This is a genomic window from Achromobacter veterisilvae (genome assembly GCF_900496975.1).
GTDB classification, from domain to species: domain Bacteria; phylum Pseudomonadota; class Gammaproteobacteria; order Burkholderiales; family Burkholderiaceae_B; genus Achromobacter; species Achromobacter veterisilvae.
In genome coordinates this window covers 1-25,479 of record NZ_UFQC01000030.1, presented here as the reverse complement: position 1 = coordinate 25,479, position 25,479 = coordinate 1, and the positions used below count along the sequence as shown (strand labels likewise).

Sequence of the window (25,479 nt, the reverse complement as noted above, 5' to 3'; positions counted from 1 at the left end):
GCATCAGCTCCTTTGCTTGGGATCGAGCACGTCGCGCAGCCCGTCGCCGATCAGGTTGAACCCCAGCACCGTCAGATAGATGGCCAGCCCGGGAAAGGCCGAATACCACCACCACTGCGGCAGGTAGTTGCGGCCCACGGAAATCATGGCGCCCCATTCGGGCGAGGGCGGCTGGGCGCCCAGGCCCAGGAAGCCCAGGCTGGCCGCGCTGAGGATGGCCATTCCCATGTCCATGGACGCCTTGATCACGATGGGCGACACGCAGTTGGGCAGGATGTGCACGAACACGATGCGCAGCGGCCCCGCGCCCATCATGCGGGCGGCGTCGATGTAGACCTCGCCCTTGAGCGACAGCGTCTTGGCCTGCACCAGGCGCACATAGCCCGGCCACCACACCAGCGACAGCGCGATCATGGCGTTCAGGATGCCCGGCCCCAGCGCGCCCACGATGGCGATCGCCAGCACCAGCCCCGGCACCGACAGGAAGATGTCGGTCACGCGCATGATCAGTTCCTGCACCCGGCCGCCGAAGTAGCCCGCGATGACGCCCAGGGGCACGCCGATCAGCGCGGCGATGCAGGTGATGGTCAGGCCGATCTGCAAGGAGGTGCGCGCGCCCAGGATCACGCGCGACAGGATGTCGTTGCCCATCTCGTCGGTGCCGAACCAATGGGCGGAGCTGGGCGGCAGCAGTTTCTGCGCCAGCTTGACGGAGCCGGCGGCATCCTCCGGATAGGGCGCCAGCCAGGGCGCGAACAGCGCCACCAGCAGGAAGGCGGCGACGATGGCCAGGCCCAGCATCGCGGACTTGTTCCGCGCGAAAGTGGCGGCATACAGCCGCAGTTGCCGCGCGAGCCCGTGGCGGGCGGGCGGCGGGGAAGACGAAAGGGCGGTGGTGGACATGAGGCTCAGCCCTGGTGGCGGACGCGAGGATCCAGCGCGCCGTAGACGATGTCGATGACGAAGTTGATCAGCATGAAGCTTGCGCCCAGGACCAGCGTGACGCCCATGATGGGCTGGAAGTCGGAATTCATCGTGGCCTGCACCGCATACAGCCCGATGCCCGGCCAGTCGAACACCGACTCGATCAGCACCGTGCCGCCCAGCATCCAGCCGAAGCGCAGGCCGATCATGGCCAGGGTGGGCAGCATGGCGTTGCGCAAGGCGTACTTGGCGATCACGCGCCACGGGGCGACGCCATGCGCGCGAGCGGCCACGATGTAGTCCTGGCGCAGCACTTCCAGCATCTCGGCGCGGTTCACGCGGATGATGGACGCCAGCGCCGGGAACGCCAGCGCCAAGGCGGGCAGGATCATGTAGCCCAGGGCCGAGGCGAAGGTCTCGTAGTCGCCGTGCAGCAGGCTGTCTATCGTGTAGAAGCCCGTGATCGTGTCCGGCGGGATGGCCAGCATGTCCAGCCTTCCTCCCAGTGGAAGCCATTCCAGGTGCTGCGCGAACAGGTACTTCAACAGCAGCCCCAGCGAAAACATCGGGAAGGCCACGCCGGAGGTGGACAGCAGGCGGATGAGGTGGTCCGGCCAGCGGTTCTGCGTGGCGGCGGCCACCGTGCCCAGGGCCACGCCGCCCACGATGGACAGCAGGATGGAGAAGCACACCAGTTCCAGCGTGGCCGGGAAGTAGCGCAGCAGGTCCTGGAACACCGGGCGCGTGGTGGTGATGGAGCGCCCCAGGTCCCCGTGGATCACGCCGCCCAGATACGTGAAGAACTGCGCCAGGACGGGCCGGTCCATGCCGTACTCGGCGCGGATGGTCTCCACCATCGCCTCGGTGGCGTTGGGGCCGGCCGCCAGGCGGGCGGGGTCGCCCGGCGCGACGTGCGAGATCGTGAACGTGATGGCCAGCAGGCCGGCCAGCATCGCCAGCATGAAGGCCGAGCGTTTCAGGATGAAGCGCAGCATGGGGGCTAGCGGCCGATGTACAGCGGGTACAGGTCGAACTCGCTGGCCATGCGGATGGGCGAGTCCAGCAGGCCCTGGACATAGTCGCGCGAGGCCGTGGTGCGGTCGCGGATCATGCCGAATATCTCGGGCTGGTCGGCCACGATGCGGCGCTGGATGTCTTCATACAGCGGCTGGCGATCGGACCAGGCGGACAGAGTGCGCGCGCGTTCGATCAGCGAGAAGAGTTCGGGGTCGTCGAGAAAGTGCGTGGCGTAGTACTGCCCCCAGGATCCCTTGTGGTACATGTAGGCCACGGAGTCGGGGTCGATCGACATCACCGAGGTGAACGACGCGAAAATGTCGGGCGAGGTCTCCACCTTGGCGCCGCGCGCCACCATGTTCGGCCAGGTCAGCGGCACCATGCGGACCGTGATGTTCAGCGGCTTCAGGTTGTCGATCAGCAGCAGGCCCATCTGGCGTTCTTCTTCCAGCCCCTGCACGTACACGTATTCCAGTTCGATGCCGCCCTGCGGCCACTTCGACTTGGCCAGGTAGTCGCGCGCGCGGTCCATGTCGCGGCGCGGCATGTCCGGCACCGCGATGTGGCCTTGCACCGACGGCGAGAACGGGCTGTCCATCAGGCGCGCCTTGCCGTTGTAGATCTTCAGCAGCGATTCATAGTCGAACGCATAGGCCAGCGCGCGGCGCAAGTTCAGGTCCGACATGTACTTGCCCTGGGTATTGAACTTCAGGCCGAATCCGCCCATGCCGGGCTTGCGGCCGATCTTCACGCCCTTGACGGCCGCGAGCTGGTCGATGTCCTCGGGCGACAGGCTGCCGGCGATGTCGATCTCGCCGCGGGCCAGCGCCGCGCGGCGGCTGGAGTTCTCGGTGATGACGCGGTAGATGATGCCGCCCAGCCGCGCCTTTTCGGGCTGGGGCCAGCCTTTCCAGTAGTCGTTCCAGGTTTCCAGTTCGTACAGGGAATTGGGTTCCACGCGCTTGACGCGGAACGGGCCGGATCCGGCGGTGTGCTCGGTCAGCCATTGCTGGCCGTAGTCGCCGTTCTGCTCGTGCGCCATCGCTTCCTTCACGTTGACGATGTACCACCACGGCATCAGCCCGAGGAACGCGGCGTAGGGGCGCGTCAGCTTGAAACGGATGGTCTGCGGATCGTCGACCAGGATGTTCTCGGACTTCAGGAAGTCGGCGTACATCCAGGCGGGGCCCTTGTTCAGCTTGAGCGTGCGCTCGAACGAGGCCTTCACGGCGGCGGCGTCCACCGGATCGCCGTTCTGGAAGCGGGCGCGCGGATCCAGCTTGAAGGTCCATTCGGTGGCGTCCGGATTCGCCGACCACGACGTGGCGAGCCAGGGCTTGAGTTCGGGCGGATCGCCCTCGTATTTCAGCAGCGCGTCATAGGTGGCCTGCTGGATGGTGCGTATGGACAAGTCGTATTTCTGCGCCGGGTCCATGACGGACACCGCCTGCTGTCCGCCGATCACGAGGATGCGCTTGCCGTTCGAGGTCTCGAACGCATGCGAGGCCGCTGGGGCGCAGGCGATGGCCGTTGCCAGAAGGAAGTTGCTCAGGCGTTGCCGCATTGGTGTTTCCCCTTGTATATCGCTTGCCGGTCGGTGCCGGAGGACGTGGCCTGATATTTGCAGATGCACCAGGCCACGGCAAATAAATACGAAGAATGCGGCACATAGGTTCAACACATGCAGGCGCATGATTTGGGTCTATGCGAGACATGCGCATATTCAATTTGCCCCGCCAGATCGCGGCGAAGTAAGGTTTGTCTCCCATCCCGGCTCACTTCTGACTTCATCGAACCATGCTATCTGTAGCCGCAAGCACGAACACCGGAACGCGCGTCGTATCCGCCGAAGAGATGGAAGCCCTGGCCGTGGGCGCCTGGATCCTGGGCACCGGCGGCGGCGGCGATCCGTACCAGAAACTGTTGAACATGCGCCAGCTCTACAAGAAGGGCTACAGCGTCTCTCTGCTGGATCCCATGTACCTGGACGACGACGACCGCGTCGCGGTGGTTTCGGGCATGGGCGCGCCGCTGGTCGGGCAGGAACGCCTGGCCGACCCGCATTTCGCGGTCAAGCCGGTGCGCATGATGGAGGAATACTGCGGCGCGCGCTTCCGCGCCGTGATGGCCCTGGAGATCGGCGGCGGCAACGGCCTGCAGCCCTTCATGGTGGCGGCGTTGACGGGCCTGCCCGTGGTGGATGCGGACAGCATGGGCCGGGCCTATCCGGAGGCCCAGATGACGAGTTTCGCCGCGAACGATCTGCCCATGTACCCGCTGGCCGTCGCCGACATCCGCGACAACGAGGTCATCGTGACGCGCGCCGCCTCGGCCACCTGGGTCGAGCGCCTGAGCCGCAAGGTCGTGGTCGAAATGGGGTCCACGGCCGCCACCTGCAAGACGCCGCGGCGAGGCAGCGAAGTCAAGGACCACGGCATTCTCTATACCGTCAGCAAGGCGATCCGCCTGGGCGAAGTCGTGCTGCGCGCGCGCCGCCAGCACGACGACGTGATCGGCGCCGTGCTGCAGGAAACGGCGGGCAAGCGCATGTTCACCGGCAAGGTCGTCGACGTCGAGCGCCGCACCACGGCGGGATTCCTGCGCGGCCGCGCCGTGCTCGAAGGCCTGGGCGAGGACCGCGGTTCGCGGTACACGCTGCATTTCCAGAATGAATTCTCGGTGGGCGAGCGCGACGGCGTGCCCGAAGTGATGACGCCCGACCTGATCTGCGTGCTGGATTCGGTCAGCGGCGACGGCATCGGGACCGACGTGCTGCGATTCGGCCAGCGCGTGAGCGTGCTGGCGCTGCCCGCGCCGTCCGTCTTCACCACGCCGCGCGGACTGGAACTGGTCGGCCCGCGCGCCTTTGGCTTCGATTTCGACTATCGCTCGGTCTTCGCATAGAGCCCCTGACATGAAACACATAGGCATCGACGTAGGCGGCACCAACACGGACGCCGTTTTTGTGCAGGACAACCGCGTGCTGGGCGCGGTCAAGTCGCCCACCACCTCCGACGTGACCACGGGGGTGCGGCGCGCGCTCGCCGCGCTGATCCAGGCCTGCCCGCCGGCGGCCACGCCGGACGCCGTGATGATCGGCACCACGCATTTCACCAACGCCGTCGTGCAGCGCCGCGACCTGGAACCGGCCGCCGCGCTGCGCGTGTGCCTGCCGGCGGCGGCGTCGCTGCTGCCGTTCTGCGATTGGCCCGAGGACCTGGCGCGGAAGGTCAACGGCGGCACGTACCTGGTGCAGGGCGGCCATGAATTCGACGGCCGCGAGCTGATGCCGCTGGATGAAATCGCGGTGCGCGACGCGGCGCGCGCCATCCGCGCGTCGGGCGTTTCCACGGTGGCGATCAGCGGCGTCTTCTCGCCCCTGATCGGCGCGGCCGAACTGCGCGCGGGCGAGATCCTGCTGCAGGAGCATCCCGACTGCCGCATCACCTATTCGCACCAACTGGGCCGCATCGGCCTGCTGGGGCGGGAGAACGTGGCGCTGCTGAACGCCACGCTGATCGACCTGGCCCACAAGACGACCGACGCGTTCGTGCAGGCGCTGGCCGACAGCGGCATCCGCGCGCCGCTGTTCCTTACCCAGAACGACGGCACGGTCACCCTGGCCGAGAATGCGCGCGACTTCCCGGTGCATTCCTTCGCGTCCGGGCCCACGAATTCGATGCGCGGGGCGGTGTTCCTGGCTTCGATCAACGATGCGGTGGTCTGCGACGTCGGCGGCACTACGGCGGACGTGGGCTACGTGCAGAACGGCTTTCCGCGCCAGGCCAACAATATGGTGGAAGTGGGCGGCGTGCGCACCGCGTTCCGCATGCCCGACCTGCTTTCCATCGGGGTGGGCGGCGGGACGCTGGTGGATCCGCAGACCTTGCAGGTCGGCCCGGTCAGCGTCGGCCACCGCCTGCTCGAAGAGGCCCTGGTATTCGGCGGCCAGCAGCTCACCTGCACCGATATCGCCGTCGCGGCGGGACTGGCCGACATCGGCGACCGCGCCCGGGTGGCGCATCTGGATCCGGCCATGGTGCGCGGCGCGCTTGCCCGCATCCATGACGCCATCGCGGAGGCCTGCGACCGCATGAAGAGCGATGCGCGGGAGGTGCCGCTGATCGCCGTGGGCGGCGGTTCGGTCCTGATTCCCGACCGGGTCGCGGGCTTCTCCGACGTGGTGCGGGTCGAGAACCATGCCGTGGCGAACGCCGTGGGCGCGGCCATCGCGCAGGTCTCGGGCGAGGTCGACCAGATCTTCACCAACCTGGGCCGCGAGGAACTGCTGGAACGCGCGCGCGGCATCGCGGTGGAGCGCGCCGTGGCGGCGGGCGCGGACGCGGAAACGATCACCGTGATCGAGCAGGAAGACATTCCGCTGGCCTATCTGCCCGGAAACGCCGTAAGGGCGCGGGTCCGGGTGGTGGGCGAGATCGCCGGGCGCGCGCGCTAGGCGCGTTTCGGGCGCAGCCCTGGCGCGCCCGCGTCCGCCGTGCCCGCGCGCGCGTCCAGCAGGCAATCGATGAAGCATTGCGCCGCCGGAGTGGGCGGCGAGTCGGCGCGGGTCAGGATGGAAACGCGCGCGGCGGGCAGTTCGTGCGCCAATGACAGCATGCGCAGGCCCCGCGGCAGCAGGCTGTGGTCGAACAGGTTGCGCACGAAGATGCCCAGGGCATCGCTTTCGGCGATGATGGCGAGCGCCACCGCGATCGACTGGCACGGGATCACGTCGCGGGGCGCCGGCAGCTTGTGGGCCGCGAAGGCCAGCCGCAGCAGGTTGGCGGGCGCCTGGAGGTTGCCGGGCAGCAGCCATAGGGCATCGTGCAGTTCGGCCAGGCTGCGGGCGTGGCGCAGCGGATGGCCGGCGCGCGCGCCGACCGCCAGCGGCAGGGTGAACAGCGTGGCGCGGGCGAAACCGTCGTCGATGTCGCCGTCGTATTCCGTCTGCACCAGGAAATCGTAGCGGCCCGATTCCAGTTGTTCATGGCTGTAGGGCGGCGCCACCTCGTTGAAGGCGACGGCCACGCGCGGCATGCGCGCGCGGAAGGCGGCCAGCGCGGCGGGCAGCACCGTCAGCGCGGCCGAACTGAACGCCAGGTTCAGCGTGCCGCCTTCGCCGTCGCGCATCTGTCCGATTTCTTCCTGCGCCCTGCGCGCTTCCTGCAGGATCAGGACGGCGCGCTTGTACAGGGCTTCGCCATAGACGGTCAGCTCCACTCCCCGGGCGCTGCGCCGCATCAGTTCGGCGCCCACGCTCTGCTCCAGTTCGCGCAGGCTGCGCGTGGCCGCGGGCTGGGTGACGAACAGCGCGCGCGCCGCGGCGCGGATGCTGCCGTGCTCGGCGATCAGTACGAAGGCGCGTAGTTGGCGCAGGTTCATGGGGCGGAGTCCGGATCCGGGAATCGACCAGCGCCAGCATATAAGAAAAAGTATTCGCTGGAACAAAAATACTGTCTTTTCCTTATCGTTTGCCGTCCGTATATTCATGCTCACGGGGCAGGCGCAGCGTCCGGGTTCACGGGCCGGCCGCCACCGGAACGGACATCAAGGGGAAAAAATGTCTATCGCTATCGCCGCCGCGCCGGGCCGGCAGGATCTCCACACGCCGGCGATGCGCCGGCGCGTCATCGCCGGCACCACGATCGGCAACGCGCTGGAGTTCTTCGACTTCACCGTTTTCACGTTCCTGATGCTGGTCATCGGGCCGCTGTTCTTTCCGGCCGCCTCGGGTTACGGGCAGTTGCTGCTGACCACCGCCACCTTCGGCGTCGGCTTCCTGATGCGCCCGGTGGGCGGCATGCTGATCGGGTCCTATGCCGACCGCCACGGGCGGCGCGCGGCCATGACGCTTACCCTGTGGCTGATGGGGCTGGGCTGTGCGCTGATCGCGGCCGCGCCGACCCACGCGCAGATGGGCGCGGCGGGGCCGGTGCTGATGGTGCTGGCGCGCCTGATCCAGGGCTTCGCGGCGGGCGGGGAGGTGGGCGCGTCGACCACGCTGCTGGTGGAGCACGCGCCGCCGGAGAAGCGCGGCTTCTATTCCAGTTGGCAGTTCGGCAGCCAGTCGCTGGGCGTGATGCTGGGCGCGCTCACGGTGGCCCTGCTGACGGCCGCGCTGACCAGGGAGCAGATGCAGGCCTGGGGCTGGCGCGTGCCGTTCGTGATCGGCATCCTGACGGTGCCGGTGGGCGCCTACATCCGGCGCAATCTGGAGGAAACGCTCGAACAGCCGTCGCGCGCCAGCGCGGCGCAGTCGGCGGCGTCGGCCGGCCATCAGCCCCTGCGCCGCGTGTTCGCCGAACACAAGGCCCTCGTGGTCAAGGGCATCCTGCTGGTGATCGGCGGCATGGTGTGCGCGCAGATCATCGGCTTCTACATGCCGGCCTACGCCAACAAGGAACTGGGCCTGCCCGCCACGTCCACCCTGTCCGCCAGCGTCGTGCTGGGCGCCATCGGTTTCCTGATCGCGCCGTTCGTCGGCATGCTGGCCGACCGGGTGGGGCGCAAGAAGGTGATCTTCTGGTCGCGCGCGGCCACCGTGTGCGCATTGCTGCCGTGTTTCCAGTGGCTGGTGTCCGCGCCCAGCACCGGGCGGCTGATGACGGTGATCGCCTTGCTGGCGGTGCTGCTGGCCCTGCAGACCGCGCCCGTGATCACCATGCTGCCGGAGCTGTTTCCGAAGGCGGTGCGCACGACCGGCATGTCGGTCGTGTACGGGCTGGGCATTTCCGTTTTCGGCGGCTTTGCGCAATTCTTCGTGACCTGGCTGCTGCACGTCACCGGCAATCCGATGGCGCCGGCCTGGTACTTGATGGTGACCGTGACGCTTTCCACCGTGGTGCTGTTCTGGATCCGGGACCGCACCGGCCACGAAATCGATACCCGAGAGGCATGAGATGCAATCCGCGAACCGCTATTTTTCCGCCAGCTACGCCCAGGCCCGCGACCGCTTCCTGTCGGCGGCGGCCCCCGTGGCCGCGCACGTCCAGTCCTATGCCATCGAGCCGCTGGGCAGCGAAGGCGAGCCGCTGGCGACCGACGTGGCCCTGATCGGGGATGCCAACGCCGAGCGGCTGCTGATCATGACTTCGGCCACGCACGGCGTCGAGGGTTTCTGCGGTTCGGGCTGTCAGTTGGCGCTGCTGGACGACGCGCCGATGCTGGAGCGGGCGCGCCGCGCGGGCGTGGCCCTGCTGCTGGTGCACGCCGTGAACCCCTACGGATTCTCGTGGATCGCGCGCACGGACGAAGGCAACGTGGACCTGAACCGCAACGCGCAGCCGTTCGACGGCGGCCCGCTGCCGTCCAATCCCGGCTATGGGCTGGTCCACGGCCTGCTGTTGCCCAAGGAATGGCCGCCGACGGAGCAGAACCGGCGGGACCTCGCCCGCCATATCGAGCAGCATGGCTTGCCCGCGGTGACCCGGGCCGTCTCGCAGGGGCAGTACACGCACGCCGACGGCCTGTTCTATGGCGGCGGCGGCCCGGCGGCGTCGCTCGCGAACCTGCGCGCCATTCTGCGCGCGCATGCCAGCCGCCATGCGCGCATCGGCTGGATCGACGTGCACACCGGCCTGGGCCCGCGCGGCCATGGCGAAAAGATCTACGCCGGCCGCCGCGACGAGGCCGAGGTGGCGCGGGCGCGCCGCTGGTGGGGCAGCGACATCGCCGTGCCGTACCAGGGAAGTTCCGCGTCGGTGGACATCACCGGGCATCTGGCCGGCCTGATCTACCAGGCCTGCCCCGATTCCGAACCTACCCTCATGGCGCTGGAGTTCGGCACCTTGCCGTGGGAAGACGTGGTCCACGCGCTGCGCGGCCGCAATTGGCTGCGCGCCCATCCCGAGGCCGGCGAGGCGTTGCGGCGCCAGATCCTGCAAGCCACGCTGGACGCGTTCTACTGCGGCCAGGACGACTGGCACGGCATGGTGCTGGGCCAGAGCCGCGTTGCCGTGTTGCAGGCGCTGTGCGGACTGGAGGCGTAGCGCGGCCGGCAAGGCCGGGTTGCACCTGCCACCGCCCTGGCATTGCGGCGGGTTGCACCTTCTGATGTGTGCATTCCAAGACGTGTCCGGGATTTTCCTAGTGGTGGGTTATCCCTAGTTGAGCCGCGCAGCAACCCGTCCGTATGCTCTGGTTAACCGTAGAGGCCGAAGAGTCCTTACCGGAGGAGTTTCAAACCTAGCCGGCATAGCTGACAAGGAACCAGGGATTTGCATAACGCGCCTCCTTTGAACTCGGCCGTCGCGGCCGTCCGGGACCAGCCCCTGCGGGTGATCCCATGGGCGACGTGGCTGCACCGCGTCTTCGTCGTCCTCATGTACGCGTTCATGCTCTGCCCCATCGTGCTGGTGGTCTGGCTGAGCTTCTTCAAGGACGCCATCCTCTACTTCCCTCCGTCCGGCTACACGCTGTCCTGGTACGTGAAGGCCTGGGAGAACCCCGCCTTCGCCAACGGCTTCCTGTTCAGCCTGCAAGTGTCGCTGGTGGCCGCTTTCATCGGCGTGGCCATGGGCGTGCTGGCCGCCGTGGGCATCGCCCGCTACCGCTTCGGCGGCAGCAAGGGCATCAATACCCTGCTGCTGTCGCCGCTGCTGATCCCCGGCATCGTGGCGGGCGTGGGCATCTACCTGTTCTATCTGCGCGCCGAAGAGGTCTTCGACCAGGACATCGTCGGCACCTTCGGCGGGCTGGTGATCGCCCACGTGTGCCTGACCATTCCCTGGACGGTCAGGCTGGTCACCGCCGGCATGGCGGGCCTGGACGGATCCATCGAGGAAGCGGCGCGCAACCTGGGCGCGAGCGCGCCGGTGGCGTTCATGCGGGTGACGCTGCCCATGCTGCGCCCGTCCATCGTGGCCGCCGCGCTGTTCAGCTTCGTCGTGTCCTTCGAGAACCTCGAATTGTCGCTGTCGCTGGTCGGGCCCGGGCGCACCACGCTGCCCATCGCGATCATGCAGTACCTGGAATTCAATCTGGATCCGACCATCGCCTCGGTGGCCTCGGTGCAAATTCTGCTGTTGGGCATCATCATGCTTGTGACCGACCGCTACGTGAAACTCAGTCAGGTGGTGTAGAAGATGGCGAAGGTCTCGATCGAAAACATCCGCAAGCAGTTCGGCGCGGCGGTGGCGGTGTCCGATTTCTCGCTGGAGATCGCGGAAGGGGAGCTGGTCGCGTTCCTGGGCCCCAGCGGCTGCGGCAAGACGACCACCCTGCGCATGATCGCCGGCTTCATCGCGCCCACGGCGGGGCGCATCCGCATCGGCGAAACCGACGTGACCCGCCTGCCCGTGCACAAGCGCGATACGGGCATGGTGTTCCAGCGCTACGCGCTGTTCCCGCACATGACGGTGGCGGAGAACGTGGCTTTCGGCCTGGAAATGCACAAGATCCCCAAGGCCGACCGGGACGGCAAGATCCGGCGCGTGCTGGACATGGTGCGCATGAGCGAACTGCGCGACCGCTACCCGCGCCAATTGTCCGGCGGGCAGCAGCAGCGCGTCGCGATCGCGCGCGCGCTGGCCATCGAACCCAAGGTTTTCCTGCTTGATGAACCGCTGTCCAACCTGGACGCCAAGCTGCGGGTGGAAGTGCGCGAAGAAATCCACGCCTTGCAGCGGCGCCTGGGCCTTACCACGGTCTTCGTCACGCACGACCAGGAAGAGGCGCTGGCGATCGCCGACCGCATGGCCATCATGCACGATGGCATCGTGCAGCAGGTCGGCACGCCCGACACGCTGTACGAGCGGCCGGCCAACCTGTTCGTGGCCGACTTCCTGGGCAAGATGAACGTCTTCAAGGGCCGCGGCGCGGACAACGTCTTCCAGACCGAGGCCGGCCAGCGCATCGCGGCGCAGGGCGGCTCCGGGGCCACGCACCTGGGCGTGCGGCCCGAGCGGGTGAGCCTGCGGGAGCAGCCTTCGGGCGGGAACGCGCTGGCGGGCGTGGTCGAGTCCTCGCTCTACCTGGGATCGATCCTGGAGGTGCGGGTGCAACTGGAAGGCGGCGACCGCATGGTCAGCCAGGTCGCCAACGGCGGCGCGCGCCAGGCGCAGCCGGCCCCCGGCGCGCGCGTCTACGCGTGCTTCGAGCCCGACGACTGCGTGTCGTTCACACAATAGGAGCCCCCATGTCGACCGCGACGCAAGACGGGCCCCGCAGGGGCTGGCTGGGGCCAGGGCTGGCGTTTCCGGCATCGCTGGTGGTGCTGGCGATCATCCTGGTTCCCATCCTGCAACTGGCGCGCTACAGCTTCAACCGCTTCGACCCGGCGGAACTGATGCAGACCGCCTTCACGTTCGAGAACTACGCCAAGTTCTTCGGCGATCCCTACTACCGCGACATCTTCCTCACGACCCTGGGGATCGCCGGGCTGTGCACGGTGCTGGCGCTGGTGCTGGGCTTTCCCGTGGCGTATTTCCTGGCGCGCACGCAGAGCCGCTACAAGAGCCTGTTCGTGATCCTGCTGGTGTTCCCGCTGATGGTGGGCAACGTGGTGCGCGCCGCCGGCTGGATGGTGGCGCTGGGCAACGCCGGGGTGGTGAACGCCGTCCTGCAGGGGCTGGGCCTGATCGACCGGCCGCTGACCCTGATGTACACGCCCACGGCGGTCGTGATCGGCACGACCGCCGTGGTGATGCCCTACCTGATCCTGACGCTGCAAAGCGTGCTCGAAGGCATGGACCTGTCCGTGGAAGAGGCGGCGCGCAACGTCGGCGCCAGCTTCTTCACCACGCTGCGCCGCATCGTGCTGCCCATCGCCGCGCCCGGCGTGGCGGCGGGGACGATGCTGGTGTTCATCTTGTGCATGAACGCCTACGCCACGCCGGTGCTGCTGGGAGGCTCCGGCCTGACCATGATGGCCCCCGCGCTGTACGACCAGATCACCCGCGCCTCCAACTGGCCCTTCGGCGCCGCGCTGGCCGTCATCCTGGTCTGCGGCACGCTCGTCATCGCCCTGATTTCCAACTGGCTGATCCATCGCCGCTATATCAAGACCATGGCGTCCTGAACCCGACTCCACAAAAGGAATCCCTCATGGCTTCTGTATTGTTCAAGAACGCGAACCTGCTCGATCCCTTGCAGGCGGACCTGCTGGAAGGCCGGCACGTGCTGGTCGAGGACGGCGTCATCAAGGAAGTCTCCGACAAGCCGATCGCCTCGGCGTCCGCGCACGCCATAGACGCCGCGGGCCGCACGCTCATGCCCGGCCTGATCGACCTGCACGTGCACGTGCTGGCCACCCAACTGAACCTCAGCACGCAGGGCGTGCTGCCGGACGCGCTGGTCATGATGCGCGCCGTGCCCATCATGGCGGCGATGCTGCGCCGCGGCTTCACCACCGTCCGCGACGCGGGCGGCGCGGGCTGGGGCCTGAAGTGCGCCGTGAACGAGGGCACGGTCAAGGGCCCGCGCCTGTTCATCTCGGGCCGCGCGATCAGCCAGACCGGCGGGCACGGCGATCCGCGCCCGCGCTCCGACCACCTGCGGCCCATGAGCTTCTGCGGCTGCTGCTTCCGCGCCGGCGACATCGGCCGCGTGGCCGACGGCATCGACGACGTCCGCAAGGCGGTGCGCCAGGAACTGCAGATGGGCGCGGACCAGATCAAGATGATGGCTTCCGGCGGAGTCGCCTCGCCGACGGACCCGATCGCGTCCTACGGCTACTCGGAAGAGGAAATCCGCGTGATCGTCGACGAGGCCGCCAGCCGGCAGACCTATGTGATGGCCCACTCGTACACGGCGGACGCCATCGAACGCGCCATCCGCAACGGCGTGCGCACGATCGAGCACGGCAATCTGGTCGACGAGCGAGTGGCGCGCTACATGGCCGAGAAGGGCGCGTTCGTGGTGCCGACGCTGGTGACGTACGAAGCGCTGGCGAACGAGGGCGCCGATTACGGGCTGCCGCCGGACTCGGTGGCCAAGATCGCCACGGTACGCACCGCCGGCCTGCATTCGCTGGAGATCTACAAGAAGGCGGGCGTGAAGATCGGCTACGGCTCCGACCTGCTGGGGCCTTCGCAGCGGCTGCAAAGCGACGAGTTCCGCATCCGCGCCGAAGTATTGACGCCGCAGGAAGTGATCCAGTGCGCCACCACCACCGCCGCCGAGGTCCTGAACCAGGTGGGGCAGTTGGGCCGCATCCAGGCCGGCGCGCTGGCGGACGTGCTGCTGGTGGACGGCAACCCCTACCGGGACCTGTCCTGCCTGCTGGGCCAGGGCGAGCGCATCGCGCTGATCATGAAGGGCGGCGTCATCGAACACAACGGACTGGGGGTATAGGCGCCATGAGCGATCCCACGCAGCAGCAATCCGAAGTCGGCGAAGAATCCCGCGACGTCAACGCGGCCAAGGGCTGGCATCCGCCGTCGGCGCCCGCGCCCCGGGACCGCGGACTGGGGCCGTTCCCCCGCCTGATCCTGCGCGGCGCCACGATCATCGACGGCACCGGCGCGCCGCCGTGGGGGCCGGTGGACATCGTGATCGAGAACGACCGGATCACGGGGCTGGTGAACGTGGGCACGCCGCACAAGGCGATCGACCCGAAGCGGCGTCCGGGGCCGGGCGACCATGAAATCGACTGCCACGGCAAATTCGTGACGCCGGGCTTCGTGGACGCGCACGCGCACATCGGCACGCCCTACCACGCCATGAGCGGCATCGTGCCGCCCGCCGACTATATCTACCGGCTGTGGCTGGCGCACGGCGTGACCACCGTGCGCGAGATGGGCGCCATGGGCGGGCTGGGCTGGACGCTCGAGCAGCGCGAGCTGTCCGCCGCCAACAGGATCGCCGCGCCGCGCATGGTGGTGCATTCGGTGTTTCCGGCGGTCAACGACCGCGTCAAGACCATCCACACGCCGGAGCAGGGCCGTGAATGGGTGCGCAAACTGGCCGCGCGCGGGGCGGACGGCATCAAGTTCTTCGGCGCGCCGCCCGCCATCATGGAGGCCGCGCTGGACGAGGCGGCGCAACTGGGCCTGCGATCGGGCTGCCACCATGCGCAAATGGCCGTCACGCGGGTGAACGCGCTGAAATCGGCGCGCTGGGGCCTGACCAGTTCCGAGCACTACTACGGCTTGCCCGAGGCCCTGTTCGAGGACCGCGTGGTGCAGTCGTTCCCCACCGACTACAACTACAGCGACGAGTACTACCGCTTCGCGGTCGCGGGGCAGACGTTCATGCAGGCCGCGCAGCCGGGATCGGCCAAGTGGCGCGAGGTCATGGACAGCTTCCTGGAACTGGGCCACACCTTCGTGCCCACCTTCAACATCTACGACGCCAACCGCGACCTGATGCGCGCGCGCCGCGCCGACTGGCACGACGAATACACCTGGAAAGCGGTCTGGAAGTACTTCCAGCCGCAGCGCGGCGGACATGGCGCCTACTGGTACCGCTGGAGCACCACCAACGAGATCGAGTGGAAGCAGAACTACCGGCTGTGGATGCAATTCATCAACGAATACAAGAACCTGGGCGGCCGCGTTTGCGCCGGCAGCGATTCCGGCTTCATCTTCCAGATCTACGGCTTCGGCTTCATCCGCGAACTGGAATTGCTGCAGGAAGCGGGCTTCCATCCCATCGAGGTGCTGCGCGCGGCCACGTCGCAGAGCGCGGCGCTGCTGGGCATCGATGACGACACCGGCTCCATCGACGTGCAGAAACGCGCCGACCTGCTGATCCACAACCAGAATCCGCTGACCGACTTCAAGCTGCTGTTCGGCACCGGCGCCATGCGCCTGAACGACGCGACGGCGCAAGTCGAATGGCAGCGCTGCCTGGAAACCACCATCAAGTCCGGCGTGGTGTACGACACGGCCGGACTGCTGGCCGACGTGCGCGCCATGGTCCAGGGCAGTTGGGCGGACGATCCGGACGGCGAGCGCCCGCCTTTCGGCGGCTCGCCCGCGGGTTCGCCCTGCGATGACGCGCAGGCGGGGGCCTGACATGGCGGTCGACCTCTTCCTGCTTTGCGGATTCCTGGGTAGCGGCAAGACCACGCTGCTGGTGGATTACCTGCGCGACCCCGCCGCGGCGGATACCGGCGTGATCGTGAACGAAGCCGGAGAGGTCGGCGTGGACGGCGCCATCGTGGCCAACGACAGCGGCAACGTGCCGATGACTCTGATGGCCAACGGCTGTGTGTGCTGCTCCCTGCGCAGCGATCTGATCCATACGCTGAGCGCGCTGCTGGACGCGCCCAGGCCGGAAGGCGCCGGACCGCTCAAGCGCGTCGTCCTGGAGTGCAGCGGCCTGTCGCGCCCGGGGCCCGTCATCGCGTCGCTGGCCGATCCGGAACTGACGAGCCGCGGCCTGCGCCTCACGGTGGTCTGCACCGACGACTGCGCGCGCGATCCCGACGCGCTGGCGGAGATGGACGAGGCGATGGCGCAGTTCGGCGCCGCGCACCGCATCGTGCTGACCAAAACTGATCTGCTGCCGCCGTCCGGGCTGGAAGCGCGTGCCGCGCGCGCCGCCGCCTTGAACCCCCTGGCCGCGGTCATCGCCGAGCCGGACCGCCGGCGCGCCGTGCTGGCGGCGTTCGCGCCCGCGCAAGGGGCGGCCGACCTCGCGGGCCTGGCCGCGCACATGCTGGCGGCGGGCGGGCGAACCGCGGCGCACCCGAGAATCCGCGTCATGGCGGCGCGGGCCCGCGCGGGCATCAGTTGGACGGATTTCTCGGAGTGGCTGGACAACCTGGCCGGCTTCTGCGGCGAGCGCCTGCTGCGCGTCAAGGCGGTGGTGCGCGTCAGCGAATGCGCCGAACCCATTCTGATCCAGTCGGTCGGCACCACATTCAGCGCGCCCCAGCGCCTGACGCGGCAGCCCGATGCGCGCGACGCCATCATCGTCATCGCCCGCGACATCGACGCCGACGAGATCCGCGCGTGCGCGCCCGATGCGCCGGTGGAGATGCTCGCCTGAAATTTTCGCCAGGGGCGCGGCCACCGGCAATGCCGGCGGCGCGTCCGCTTCGTAGTAAGTCGTCTGTTCCCCTTCGATACGAGGTCGTTATGCAAGAGAAAAACCTGACTCGCCGTGGCTTCATCAAGACGGCCTCCGGCCTGGCCCTGGCCCCCGCCCTGGGCTGGATGCCGGGCATGGCGCATGCCGCCGGGAAAGAAATCGTCGTAGGGACCTGGGGCGGCGATTACCAGAACCTGCTGCAGCAGATCATCAATCCCATCGTCGGCAAGCAGGGCGTGAACGTGGTGTACGACACGGGCAACGCCGTGGGCCGCGTGACCAAGCTGCGCGCGGAAAAGAACTCGCGCCGCGGCAGCATGGACGTGGCGCTGCTGGGCGAGGTCGACATGTACGACGCCGAGCGGTCGGGCACCCTGGAGCCCGTGGACGCCAAGAAGCTGCCCAACCTGGCGCATGCGATCGGCGCCCTGAAGACGCCGTATTCCATCCCGCACATCTTCAGCGCGATGACGCTGGTCTACAACACCGAGAAATTCCCCACGCCGCCGGACTCGCTGGAGGTGCTGCTGGATCCGAAGTGGAAGGGGCAGGTGGGTTTTTCCGACATCCTGTACCTGTACAACGCCGTGTTCGTCGGCTTGGGCGCGGGCGGGGACACCAAGAGCTTCGACGGCGGCAAGCGCTTCCTGGCCAAGCTCAAGCCCAATGCGCCGCGCATCTATCCGTCCAACGAAGCGGTGGCCGCCGCCTTCAAGTCGGGCGAGATCGCCATCGCGTGCATGTGGAAGGCGCGCGCGCTGCAATGGCGCGACAGCGGCCTGCCGCTGGGCTTCGTCATCCCGAAGGAAGGTTCGGTGCCGGTGGCGTTCGAGGCCGCCGTGGCCAAGAACAGCCGCAACAAGGACGCGGCCTGGGAATACCTCAACGCCATGCTCGACCCGCAGGGCCAGATCGCTTTCGCCGAAAAAATGGGCTACGCGCCCACCGTGACCAACGCGTCGCTGCCCGAACCGCTGAAGCGGGTGGGCTTTTCGGACGCCGAGGTCAAGCTGCTGCACGCCTACGACTTGAAGGGCCTGACGGAGAAGAAGGCCGACATCCTCGAATTCTGGAACAAGGAATTCAAGGCGGGATGAGGGAGGCCGCCTGGGTGCTGGACGCTCACTTCACCTCGCGGAAAGGTGTCTGGCACCCGCCGTAGGAGACGGAACATGGAAAGGTGTCTGACACCCGTACGAGACGCGCTTCGTTCTGTCCCGATGCTTCCCGGGTGTCAGACACCCACAACCCCGTGTCAGACACCCGTCAAGACCATCTCCACCCGGACCGGCATTCCGTACGGGTGTCAGACACTTCACCTCGCGGAAAGGTGTCCGACACCCATACGAGACGGAACGCGGAAAGGTGTCTGACACCCGTACGAGACGTGCTCCGTTCTGCCCCGATGCTTCCCGGGTGTCAGACACCCTTGCCTTTTACGCCCCCCTCCCCGCACCACAACTGAAATGTTATATCATTTGCTTCTTGTTTGTAATGATATAACATTTGAAGAGGGCAAAAATGAACGGCAAGAAGCAGGGGCGGGAGCGGGAAATCGGCGCGGGAGGCGGCCGGCGGCCGCGCCGCAAGGGCGGCCTCAAGCCCCTGGCCTGCGCGTTGATACTGGCCGCGCCGGCGGTCCAGGCCCAGACGGAAACGGAATCCGCCAGCGCCCGGACGCTGGCGCCCATCACGGTGTCGGCCAATCCGCTGGGCCTGGACCTGAACAGCACCACGCTGCCGGCATCGGTACTGGAAGGCGATGCGCTGATCGAACAGCGCACCGGGACGCTGGGCGAAACGCTGAAGAACCTGCCCGGCGTCAATAGCGATACCTTCGGCGCCGGCGCCAGCCGTCCGGTCATCCGCGGGCAGACCGCGCCGCGCGTGAAGGTGTTGTCCGACGGTTCCGAGGTCATGGACGCGTCCGGCATTTCTCCCGACCATGCCGTGACGGTGGAGCCGCTGCTGGCCGAGCGCATCGAAGTGCTGCGGGGCCCGGCCACGCTGCTGTACGGCGGCGGCGCGATCGGCGGCGTGGTCAACGTGGTGGACAAGAAGGTTCCCACCGCGGTGCCGGAGAAGGGCATCGAGGCCGAAGCCGAGCTGCGCGGCGCCACGGGCACGAAGGAGCGCTCGGGCGCGGTGGGCATCACGGCGGGCCAAGGGCAATTCGCCGTGCGCGTGGAAGGCATGAAGCGCCGCACCAGCGACTACGACGTGCCGGACTGGCCGGGCGGCAAGCTGGAAGGCTCGTACAGCGAATCCTCCCAAGGTTCCGTCGGCATGTCGTGGATCACGGCGCGCGGCTACGTCGGCCTGGCCTTCACCCACCTGGAAAGCGAATACGGCCTGCCCGGGCACAATCACGAATACGAAGGCTGCCACCCGCATGGCACGCACCTGCACTGCGGCGGCCACGATCATGACGACGGCGACGAAGACGAGGACCACGACCACGATCATGAACATGGCGGCGTGCCCTACGTGAAACTGCGCAGCAACCGCCTGGACCTGCGCGCCGAATACCAGGACCCGTTCGCCGGCTTCGAGAAGATCCGGCTGCGCGGCGGCCTGACCGACTACCAGCACGACGAGATCGAAGGCGGCGAAGTCGGCACCCGCTTCAAGAACAAGGGCTATGACCTGCGCCTGGAATTGCAGCACAAGCCCATCGCGGGCTGGCGCGGCGTGATCGGATTGCAGAACGCCTACAGCGATTTCAGCGCCGACGGCGAGGAAGCGTTCCTGCCGCGCAGCAAGACGCGCTCCAACGGCCTGTTCGTGCTGGAGGAATACCAGTTGAACGACTGGCGCTTCGAGTTGGGCGCGCGGCAGGACTGGCAGCGCATCTCGCCGTCGGGCGGCGCGCCGCGCAGCAGCCTGTCTGGCACCTCATTCTCCGCCGCGGCCATCTGGGACTTCGCGCCGCAGTACTCGGTGGCGTTGTCGCTGTCGCGCTCCCAGCGCCTGCCGACGGCGCAGGAACTCTACGCCGACGGCGTGCACATCGCCACCAACACCTACGAACTGGGCAACCCCGACCTGGGCCGCGAGACCTCGCACAACATCGACCTGACGCTGCGCAAGCATTCCGGCGACACGACGTTCTCGGCCAGCGTGTTCCACAACCGGGTGAAGAACTACATCTATGCCAACACGCTGGACCGCTACGAGGACTTCCGCCTGATCGAATACGCCCAGCGCGACGCGGAATTCACGGGCGTGGAAGGCGAGCTGCGCCACCAGTTCACGCCGGTGTTCTCGGCCGCCGTGTTCGGCGACTACGTGCGTGGCAAGCTGACCGGGGGCGACGGCAACCTGCCGCGCATCCCGGCGGCCCGCGCCGGCCTGCGGGGCAACGTGAAGTGGGGGCAGTGGTCGGGCGGCGTCGAGTACGCGCGCGTCTTCTCGCAAAAGGACATCGCCGCCTACGAGGACAGCACGCCCGGCTACAACATGGTGAACGCGGTGGTGGCCTATCGCGGCCAGTATGGCGCCACGCGCTATGAAGTCTACCTGCGCGGCACCAACCTGCTGAACAAGCTGGCCTACAACCACGCTTCGTTCATCTCCTCCGTCGCGCCGCTGCCGGGACGCAGCGTGCTGCTGGGCGTGCGGATGACGTACTGAAGACGCGCGGGCCGCCGCCGGCGGCCCGATAGCTTCCGCCATGGCGGGACGGGGGAACCGTCCCGCCATTTTTCCGTTCTACGGGTAGACCCCGATATCCCCGCGGTTGACGCGTTCCGAACCCATTCATAGAATCCAATTTGTGATCACATATCAAAAATAGTATTCGACGGAAGCGGCATGGCCCAACAAGAACACTTCGATATCCGAGACAAGGTCGTTTTGATTACCGGCGCGGCAGGCGGCATCGGCGCCGCGCTCAGCCGGGCTTTTGCCCGGGCGGGCGCGACGGTGGTGCTGGCCGACCTGGCGGGGGAAAGGCTGGATGCGCTGGCGTCCGAGCTGCGCGGATCCGGCGCAAAGACCGGAAGCTACGCGCTGCAAGTGGAAGACCGCGCCGCCTGCGAGACGGTGGTGGCCGAGGCGTTGGCCGATTTCGGCGGAGTCGACGTGCTGGTGAACTGCGCCGGGGTCAACACCCGCATGCGGCCGGAGCTCTACCCCGAAGACGTCTGGGACCGCATCGTCGATATCAACCTGAAGGGCAGCTTCAACATGTGCCAGGCCGTGCACGCCTCCATGCGGGCGCGCGGCAAGGGCAAGATCATCAACATCGGCTCCATCCTGGCGCTGGCCTCCAACGCCGTGACCGCGGCGTACTCGGCCAGCAAGGGCGGGGTCCTGCAACTGACGCGGTCGCTGGCCTGCGCCTGGGCGGCCGACGGCATCGCCGTGAACGTGATCCAGCCCGGCTGGATCGATACCGCGCTGTCCCGCCAGGCGCGGGTGGACATCCCCGGGCACGCGGAGCGCGTCGTGGCCACCACGCCCATGGGGCGCTGGGGCGAACCCGAAGACCTGGTCGGCCCGGCCTTGTTCCTGGCCAGCCCCGCTTCCGACTTCGTGACCGGCGCGAGCCTGGTCGTGGACGGCGGCGTGACCGCGCACATCTGAGCGCCACTGACGAGGGGACAGCATGCAATTCGAGGAACTCGAACAGAAAACGCCGGTGCACACGCTGGCCGTGCAGGAGAGCGACTGGGCGCTGCTGACGCGCGCCGAGGCGCTGCGGCTGACGACGCTGTTCCTGGTGGCGCGCCGCTTCGAGGAAAAAATCCTGCAACTGGACAAGCTGAACCTGGTGCACGGGCCGGCGCATTCCAGCATCGGGCAGGAAGGCGCGGCCGCGGGCTGCATCGCGGCGCTGCCCGTCGATACCCTGATGAACGGCACGCACCGCGCGCATCACCAATGCATCGCCAAGGCGGTCAACGCGCTGTACGACGACGGCCTGGATCCGTCCGCGGCCGGGCTGACGCTGCGCATGCGGCAGGAGATCCAGGGCCTGATGCACGAGATCCTGGGGCTGAAGGACGGCTGGACCGGCGGGCGCGGCGGCTCGATGCATTTGCGCCGCGCGGACCTGGGCATCATGGGCACCAACGCCATCGTGGCCGGCGGCATTCCCATCGCCTGCGGGCACGCGTTCGCGGAGAAGCGGCGCGGCTCGGGCAAGGCCATGGTCACGTTCTTCGGCGACGGCGCCGTGCACCAGGGCGCCACGCACGAAGCCATGAACCTGGCGGCCCTGTACGGCCTGCCCATGATCTTCTTCCTCGAGAACAACAAATACGCCGTGTCCATGAGCGTGGAGCAATCCACCTTCGAAACCGAACTGCTGACGCGGCCGCAGGGCCACGGCATCGCGGCGGTCAAGGTGGACGGCATGAACCCGTTCGCGGTCTGGCTGGCCACGCGCTGGGCGCGCGACCACATCGCCCGCGAGGGGCGGCCGGCCTTCATTCTGGCCGAGGTCTACCGCTACTACCACCAGAGTTCGTCGATCCCGGGCAGCGCATTCGGCTACCGCACGCGCGACGAGGAGAACGCCTGGAAGGCGCGCGATCCCTGGCTGTTCCTGCAGCGGGAGCTGCCGGCGCGCGGCATTCTCGATGCCACCGAACTGGCCGCCATCGACGCCGCCGTAAACGATGCGGTGGACGCCGCCGCCGCGTCCTGCGTCGAAGGCGCCGGATCGTCGGCCCGCATCCGCGCCGAACTCTGGCCCGCCGCCGCCACCGTGGACGAGCACCTGGCGAGCGACATGGCGGAATTCGACGGAGTGCGCTACGCCGAGGCGGAAGACTACGCCGCCGAGGACATGGAACCCCTGTCCTACATCGCGGCCATTGCGCGGACCATGGGCGCGCGCATGGCCGAGGACGAGGACATCTACGTCTTCGGCGAGGACGTCGCCAACATGGGCGGGGGCACGGTGGGCGCCACCCGCGGCCTGACCGACCGGTTCGCCGGCAGGCTGATCAATACGCCCATCACCGAGAACGGCTTCTGCGGCCTGGCGACCGGCGCGGCGCTGTCGGGCCTGAAGCCCGTGGTCGAACTGATGTACAGCGATTTCTTCCTGGTCGCGGGCGACCAGTTGCTGAACCAGGCGGGCAAGATCCGGCACCTGTTCAACGGCACGGCCTGCGTGCCGCTGGTGCTGCGCACCCGCATCCCGGGACCCGAAGGCTATGGCTCGCAGCATTCGATGGATCCGGCGGGCGTGTTCGCGCTGTTCCCGGGCTGGCGCATCGTGGCGCCGTCCAACGCCTTCGACTACGTGGGCCTGATGAACTCGGCCTTGCGCTGCAAGGACCCGGTGCTGGTCATCGAGCCGCAGCAACTGCACAAGCGCAAGACGCCGGTTCCCAGGGACCTGGACTACTACATCCCCATCGGCCGCGCCAAGCGCGTGCGCGAGGGCGACCAGATCACGCTGCTGACGACCTTGACTATGGTGGACGAATGCTGCCGCCTGGTGGACGAGGCGGGTGTGCGCGCAGACGTGATCGACCTGCGCACGCTGTCGCAGCGCGACATCGACTACGACACCATCGGCCGCTCCGTCATGAAGACCGGCCGCGTGGCGATCGTGGAGCAGACCACGCGGGGCGCGAGCCTGGGGGCGCTGATCGCCGACGAGATCCAGCGCCGCTACTTCGACTACCTGGACCAGCCGGTCAAGCGCGTCACGGGCCGGTGGGCGCCGCCCGTGGTGTCGCAGGCGCTGGAGCGCGCCGCGCTGGCGGGCGAAGCCGACGTCCGCGCGCTGATCCAGGACATGCTGGCCGAGAGCGCGCTGTCGGCCACGCCCAAGGGAGACGCCCGTGCCGCGCGCGCTTGAAGGCAAGACCATCCTGATCACCGGCGCGGCCGGCGGCATCGGCCGCGCGACCGCGGCGGTCTGCGGCGAACAGGGCGCCTCGCTGGTGCTGGCGGACCGGCAGGCGCCGCGGGACCTGGCCGAGCAACTGGGCGCCGGCGGCGTGCCGGCCCGCGCCATCGCGTTCGACGTCGCCGACCGGGCCGCGGCCGAAGCCGCCGTGGCGGGCATCGACCGCCTGGACGCGCTGGTGGCCAATGCGGGCTATTGCCCCTGGGACGACTGGAACGAGGCGGGCTGGGACGAGGTATTCCACCAGGTCATCGACATCAACCTGCTTGGCCTCATGCACCTGACGCGCGCCGCGCTGGCGAAGATGAGCGCGCAGGGCGCCGGCCGGATGGTCCTGGTGTCTTCCGTGGCGGCGCGCATGGGCGGCCTGGCGGCCAGCCCGCACTACGTCGCGGCCAAGGGCGGCACGCATGCCTTCGTCAAATGGCTGGCCCGCAGGGCGGCCGATTCCGGCGTCACCGTGAACAGCGTCGCGCCCGGCGCGACCGATACGGGGATGACGCAGGGGCAGGCTTTCGATGCGAATAGAATTCCGCTGCGGCGCATGGCGCAGCCGCGCGAAATCGCCTTGCCCATCGCCTTTCTCTGTTCCGATGGCGCGAGCTACATCTGCGGCGCCACTCTGGATGTGAACGGTGGCGTCTATATGAATTGAGACGATATGGACAACAGCATCCTGGAAGGCCTGCTCGACAAGCAGGAACGCATTACGGTCGCGGACCAGATCTACCAGAAGACCCGCCAGCTCTTGATGAGCGGCGCGGTGCCTCCGGGGGAAAAGGTGACCCTGCGCGGCCTGGCGGCCGTGCTCAACACCAGTCCGATGCCGGTGCGCGAAGCGGTCAACAAGCTGGTCGCCGAAGGCGCGCTGGAAATGCTGCCCAGCCGCGGCCTGCGCGTGCCCAAGCCCAGCTTGCCGAAATTCCGGGAGATCGTGCGCATCCGCTGCTGCATGGAAGGCTTCGCGGCGGCCGAGGCCTCCAAGATCATGACGGACGCGACGGTCGCGCGCATACGGCAGTACGCCGACGAGTTCGACAGGCTGGGGCACCGGCCGAAGATCGACACCCTGAAGACCATCGAGGCCAACCGCAACCTGCATTTCACGCTGTACGAGGCGGCCGGCATGCCGCTGCTGGTGGGCATGATCGAGAACATCTGGCTGCAGATCGCGCCGCTGTTTTCGCTGAGCATGGGCAGCAAGGACCGCAAGTCGGAGAGCTGGGAATCGTTCAGCCACCACGCGGCGCTGCTGGGCGCCCTGGAGCGCCGCGACGCCGAGGGCGCGCGCGCCGCGGTCGTGGCGGACATTTCGGACGCCGCCCTGTACATCGAGAAGACGGGCAATTTGGACAACACGTAAAGCGAGTCAGACATGGATATCGAGGTCGTGATGCCCGCCATCGGCGCGGGCACGACGCAAGGCAAGATCCTGCAGTGGTTGAAGCAGTCGGGCGATGCGGTCAAGGCCGGCGACATCCTGGCCGAAATCGAAACCGACAAGGCCGTCATTGAACTCGAAGCCCTGGACAGCGGGGTCCTGCACCGCATCCACGTGCCGGCCGGCGACACCGAGGTGCCGGTGGGCGACGTCATCGCGACCCTGCTGTCCGAGGGCGGCGCGGCCGCCGAAGCCGCCAGCCCGCCGCCCGCGCCGGCAGCCGTGCCCGCGGACGCTCCGGCGGCGCACG

General features: G+C 67.9%; 21 protein-coding genes. 17 read left to right on the top strand and 4 right to left on the bottom strand.

What is annotated here, in order from left to right:
- Window positions 1–3 precede the first annotated feature (3 nt).
- From nikC to AVE30378_RS23325, 3 genes are read right to left on the bottom strand one after another with little or no spacing between them, the layout of a single operon-like run.
- On the bottom strand, window positions 4–903 hold the full coding sequence (nikC, locus tag AVE30378_RS23335; protein ID WP_129243974.1) for a nickel transporter permease: 900 nt from the start codon (window positions 901–903) through the stop codon (window positions 4–6).
- A 5-nt stretch (window positions 904–908) separates the two neighbouring features.
- On the bottom strand, window positions 909–1,919 hold the full coding sequence (locus AVE30378_RS23330; protein WP_129243971.1) for an ABC transporter permease: 1,011 nt from the start codon (window positions 1,917–1,919) through the stop codon (window positions 909–911).
- 5 nt (window positions 1,920–1,924) lie between these two features.
- A complete protein-coding gene (locus AVE30378_RS23325) occupies window positions 1,925–3,505 on the bottom strand; it encodes an ABC transporter substrate-binding protein (RefSeq protein ID WP_129243968.1) in 1,581 nt (526 codons plus the stop codon).
- A 233-nt stretch (window positions 3,506–3,738) separates the two neighbouring features.
- On the opposite strand from AVE30378_RS23325, the gene AVE30378_RS23320 reads away from it, so the two are divergent.
- Window positions 3,739–4,845 (top strand): DUF917 domain-containing protein, encoded by a 1,107-nt coding sequence (locus tag AVE30378_RS23320; RefSeq protein ID WP_129243965.1) that lies wholly within the window; start codon window positions 3,739–3,741, stop codon window positions 4,843–4,845.
- A gap of 10 nt (window positions 4,846–4,855) precedes the next feature.
- Window positions 4,856–6,397, top strand: coding sequence for a hydantoinase/oxoprolinase N-terminal domain-containing protein (locus tag AVE30378_RS23315; protein ID WP_129243962.1), 1,542 nt, complete (start codon window positions 4,856–4,858; stop codon window positions 6,395–6,397).
- On the opposite strand, the gene AVE30378_RS23310 is transcribed toward AVE30378_RS23315, so the two are convergent.
- Complete coding sequence (locus AVE30378_RS23310) at window positions 6,394–7,323, bottom strand: LysR substrate-binding domain-containing protein (RefSeq protein ID WP_129243959.1); 930 nt, start codon at window positions 7,321–7,323, stop codon at window positions 6,394–6,396. The two genes, AVE30378_RS23315 and AVE30378_RS23310, sit on opposite strands and share 4 nt — an antisense overlap.
- A gap of 178 nt (window positions 7,324–7,501) precedes the next feature.
- On the opposite strand from AVE30378_RS23310, the gene AVE30378_RS23305 reads away from it, so the two are divergent.
- The 15 genes from AVE30378_RS23305 to AVE30378_RS23235 all read left to right on the top strand — a co-directional run.
- Window positions 7,502–8,839 carry an MFS transporter gene (locus tag AVE30378_RS23305; RefSeq protein ID WP_129243956.1) on the top strand — a complete coding sequence of 446 codons (1,338 nt, stop codon included), beginning with the start codon at window positions 7,502–7,504 and terminating at the stop codon, window positions 8,837–8,839.
- Window position 8,840: 1 nt separating this feature from the next.
- Complete coding sequence (locus AVE30378_RS23300; protein WP_129243952.1) at window positions 8,841–9,929, top strand: M14 family metallopeptidase; 1,089 nt, start codon at window positions 8,841–8,843, stop codon at window positions 9,927–9,929.
- A 246-nt stretch (window positions 9,930–10,175) separates the two neighbouring features.
- On the top strand, window positions 10,176–11,021 hold the full coding sequence (locus AVE30378_RS23295; protein ID WP_244235124.1) for an ABC transporter permease: 846 nt from the start codon (window positions 10,176–10,178) through the stop codon (window positions 11,019–11,021).
- Window positions 11,022–11,024: 3 nt separating this feature from the next.
- Entirely contained in the window at window positions 11,025–12,068 is a 1,044-nt protein-coding gene (locus AVE30378_RS23290) for an ABC transporter ATP-binding protein (RefSeq protein ID WP_129243946.1), read from the top strand.
- Window positions 12,069–12,076: 8 nt separating this feature from the next.
- On the top strand, window positions 12,077–12,958 hold the full coding sequence (locus AVE30378_RS23285; protein ID WP_129243943.1) for an ABC transporter permease: 882 nt from the start codon (window positions 12,077–12,079) through the stop codon (window positions 12,956–12,958).
- Between the two features lie 26 nt (window positions 12,959–12,984).
- Window positions 12,985–14,232: a metal-dependent hydrolase family protein gene (locus tag AVE30378_RS23280; protein WP_129243940.1), complete on the top strand. Its 1,248-nt coding sequence runs from the start codon at window positions 12,985–12,987 to the stop codon at window positions 14,230–14,232.
- Window positions 14,233–14,237: 5 nt separating this feature from the next.
- Window positions 14,238–15,896, top strand: a complete 1,659-nt coding sequence (locus AVE30378_RS23275) for an amidohydrolase family protein (RefSeq protein WP_129243937.1) — start codon at window positions 14,238–14,240, stop codon at window positions 15,894–15,896.
- Between the two features lies 1 nt (window position 15,897).
- Window positions 15,898–16,875: a CobW family GTP-binding protein gene (locus tag AVE30378_RS23270; protein WP_129243934.1), complete on the top strand. Its 978-nt coding sequence runs from the start codon at window positions 15,898–15,900 to the stop codon at window positions 16,873–16,875.
- Window positions 16,876–16,964: 89 nt separating this feature from the next.
- The gene (locus AVE30378_RS23265) at window positions 16,965–18,014 is read left to right on the top strand and encodes an ABC transporter substrate-binding protein (protein WP_129243931.1); all 1,050 of its coding nucleotides are present in this window, start codon (window positions 16,965–16,967) and stop codon (window positions 18,012–18,014) included.
- Window positions 18,015–18,438: 424 nt separating this feature from the next.
- The gene (locus tag AVE30378_RS23260; RefSeq protein WP_129243928.1) at window positions 18,439–20,550 is read left to right on the top strand and encodes a TonB-dependent receptor domain-containing protein; all 2,112 of its coding nucleotides are present in this window, start codon (window positions 18,439–18,441) and stop codon (window positions 20,548–20,550) included.
- 180 nt (window positions 20,551–20,730) lie between these two features.
- Window positions 20,731–21,504 carry an SDR family NAD(P)-dependent oxidoreductase gene (locus AVE30378_RS23255; protein WP_129243925.1) on the top strand — a complete coding sequence of 258 codons (774 nt, stop codon included), beginning with the start codon at window positions 20,731–20,733 and terminating at the stop codon, window positions 21,502–21,504.
- Between the two features lie 22 nt (window positions 21,505–21,526).
- Window positions 21,527–23,737: an alpha-ketoacid dehydrogenase subunit alpha/beta gene (locus AVE30378_RS23250; protein ID WP_129243923.1), complete on the top strand. Its 2,211-nt coding sequence runs from the start codon at window positions 21,527–21,529 to the stop codon at window positions 23,735–23,737.
- Window positions 23,721–24,443 (top strand): SDR family NAD(P)-dependent oxidoreductase, encoded by a 723-nt coding sequence (locus tag AVE30378_RS23245; RefSeq protein WP_129243920.1) that lies wholly within the window; start codon window positions 23,721–23,723, stop codon window positions 24,441–24,443. The genes AVE30378_RS23250 and AVE30378_RS23245 overlap by 17 nt, the downstream gene beginning before the upstream one ends.
- Window positions 24,444–24,449: 6 nt before the next feature.
- On the top strand, window positions 24,450–25,151 hold the full coding sequence (locus AVE30378_RS23240) for a GntR family transcriptional regulator (protein ID WP_129243917.1): 702 nt from the start codon (window positions 24,450–24,452) through the stop codon (window positions 25,149–25,151).
- A 12-nt stretch (window positions 25,152–25,163) separates the two neighbouring features.
- On the top strand, window positions 25,164–25,479 hold a 316-nt coding region (locus AVE30378_RS23235; protein WP_129243914.1), incomplete at its 3' end, for a biotin/lipoyl-containing protein.